The 2,339-nt window shown below is 53.4% G+C and carries 3 protein-coding genes; 1 reads left to right on the top strand and 2 read right to left on the bottom strand.

The features are described from left to right. Positions 1–136 precede the first annotated feature (136 nt). Both lepB and ACFFK0_RS01340 read right to left on the bottom strand, forming a co-directional pair. On the bottom strand, positions 137–655 hold the full coding sequence (gene lepB / locus ACFFK0_RS01335) for a signal peptidase I (RefSeq protein ID WP_377467876.1): 519 nt from the start codon (positions 653–655) through the stop codon (positions 137–139). Positions 656–795: 140 nt separating this feature from the next. After that, positions 796–1,176, bottom strand: coding sequence for a VOC family protein (locus ACFFK0_RS01340; protein ID WP_377467878.1), 381 nt, complete (start codon positions 1,174–1,176; stop codon positions 796–798). A 175-nt stretch (positions 1,177–1,351) separates the two neighbouring features. Between ACFFK0_RS01340 and ACFFK0_RS01345 the strand changes: the two genes are divergently transcribed. After that, complete coding sequence (locus ACFFK0_RS01345; RefSeq protein WP_377467880.1) at positions 1,352–2,272, top strand: aldo/keto reductase; 921 nt, start codon at positions 1,352–1,354, stop codon at positions 2,270–2,272. The last annotated feature ends 67 nt before the right edge of the window (positions 2,273–2,339 follow it).

The raw sequence follows: 2,339 nt of genomic DNA on the forward strand, positions 1-2,339 counted from the left end.
GAAGCTCTTTTTCTATATCCGCTTTTTCCAATTCCTACACCCACGGAGATTTTACACTAACTGGAGGAAATGTTGAAAATGGCAACCCAAATGTACCATACATACTCACAGCCAACAAGGAAACGTTATTACCAGATCAGGAGACGGTCCCCATATGATCGAACGGGAACATGCGGAACACGGCTTTGCCGATGATATCCTTCTTATGCACGAACGGCGTCTTCCAGAGATGGGAATCCAGGCTGTTATTGCGGTTGTCTCCGAGGAACAAATAGTGGTCCTCCGGAACCGTGACCGGCCCGAAATTGTACGCCATCCGTTCCGTTACGTACGGCTCGTCCACCTTGTCGCCGTTCCTGTACAGCGCGCCGTCCTTGACCTCGATCGTATCGCCGGGAAGTCCGATGAGACGCTTGACGTAGCGCTCGGCGTTCCCTTCGATCGGCGGCCAGAACACGACGATATCGCCATGCTCAAAGTCCGTCCACTGCACCATCTTCTCGACGAGCAGCCGGTCGCCGATTTGAATCGTCGGCAGCATCGAACCGGTCGGCACCTGCATGGCCTGGGCGACGTACGAATTGACGAACAGCGAAATAGCCGCGGCGATCGCCAGCGAGGGCACCCATTCGCGGATCCATTTTTTAATCATCATAATCAGCAGCCCCCCTTTCCCAGTGTCTCTACCATACCGCACCGGGCAGGCAATTACCTTAAAACCACATAAAATTTGTAAGGTGCCTATCGAACAGAAAGAGGCCAGATCTATGAAAACAACGACCTCATCAAACCGAGCTAATTGAGATACTGAGACAACTCAATGAGATTGTTATCCGGATCACGGACATATACGGATACGATGGGCCCCAGCGCCCCCGTTCGATTCACTGGTCCCTCTTCAATCTCTATACCGTTCTTGCGCAACCGGTTCATGACGTCTTCCATATCCATTTCAGTAATAAAGCATAAGTCGGCGGAGCCGGGCAGCGGATTCAAGGCTTTCGGTTCAAATTCATGGCCGGCTTCATGCAAATTTATTTTTTGATTGCCAAATCGCAATGCTTTTCGTCCATTTCCGAAGGTCTCTTCTTTCATTCCAAGAACGCTTGTATAGAATTGTATGGTCTTTTCGAGGCTTTTCACTGTCAGAACGAAATGATCCAGGCTTTTAATCAATATCTTCGCTCCTTCCGATTTCCGAAACCTTACCGGTAAGCTTCTTCATCGTATATCACGAAATCAAAATTGTAAATTTTAATAGAACCTGTCTTTGCCTCTAAGAAAAATTTGTAAGCGGTGCATCGGCTTGCTATGATGACTTTAGATCTTATGCGAAGGAGTGATCCCCTTTATGAAATTCCGCAAATTAGGGAGCACGAATCTGAAGGTGTCCGTCATCGGCGTCGGTACGTGGCAGTTCGGCGGCGAGTGGGGCGTAACCTATACGCAAAGCGAGGCGGACGCTATACTCGATCGGGCGCAGGAGCTTGGCATCAACCTGATCGACACGGCGGAATGCTACGGCGACCATTTGTCCGAGACGTTCATCGGCGATTACTTGAGCCGCCGCGACCGCAGCCGGTGGGTGCTGGCGACGAAGTTCGGGCATCATTTCAAGGAAAATTTCGAGCGGGACCAGCGGTGGTCGGCGGACGACGTCCGGAAGCAGCTAGAAGATTCGCTCAAGTCGCTGCGCACCGATTATATCGACCTGTATCAGTTCCATTCCGGCTCGGACGAGCAGTTCGATAATGACGAGCTGTGGACGATGCTGGACAAGGCGAAGCAGGCGGGCCGCATCCGCCACCTCGGCATCTCGATCGGCAGCAACAGCAATATCCATCAGACGTCCGCTTCCACGAAGGTCGGGTCGGAGGCGATTCAAGTCGTGTACAACCGCTTGGAGCGCCAGCCGGAGGAGAGCGTGTTCCCATCCTGCATCGAGCAAAACCTTGGCGTCCTCGCGCGCGTACCGCTGGCAAGCGGTTATCTGAGCGGCAAGTACAAGCCGGGCGCGCAGTTCGCTTCCAACGACGTGCGGCATCGGCACGATCAGGAGCAGACGCGGCTCAAGCTGGAGGAAGTCGCCCGAATCCGCGAGAACGAGGTGCCGGAAGGCATGGACATGGCCAAGTGGGCGCTCGCCTGGTGCCTGAAGCATCCGGCCGTGACAACCGTCATTCCGGGCTGCAAGACGCCGGAGCAGGTTGAAGCTAACGCCGCGGCAGCGGAGCTGCTGAGCGACAATCATCCGCAGGCTTGGAAGGAGTAGCGTAAATAAGGAGCTGTCCCAAAAGCAGCTTTTGGAACACCCTCAGCAAGAAAATAAGTAGATTTTC

The sequence above is a fragment of the Paenibacillus chartarius genome, assembly GCF_042432825.1.
GTDB classification, from domain to species: domain Bacteria; phylum Bacillota; class Bacilli; order Paenibacillales; family NBRC-103111; genus Gordoniibacillus; species Gordoniibacillus chartarius.

Bases quoted from the DNA above. Each gene is read 5' to 3' on its own strand.
- lepB (WP_377467876.1), bottom strand. From the start codon at position 655: ATGATGATTAAAAAATGGATCCGCGAATGGGTGCCCTCGCTGGCGATC.
- ACFFK0_RS01345 (WP_377467880.1), top strand. From the start codon at position 1,352: ATGAAATTCCGCAAATTAGGGAGCACGAATCTGAAGGTGTCCGTCATC.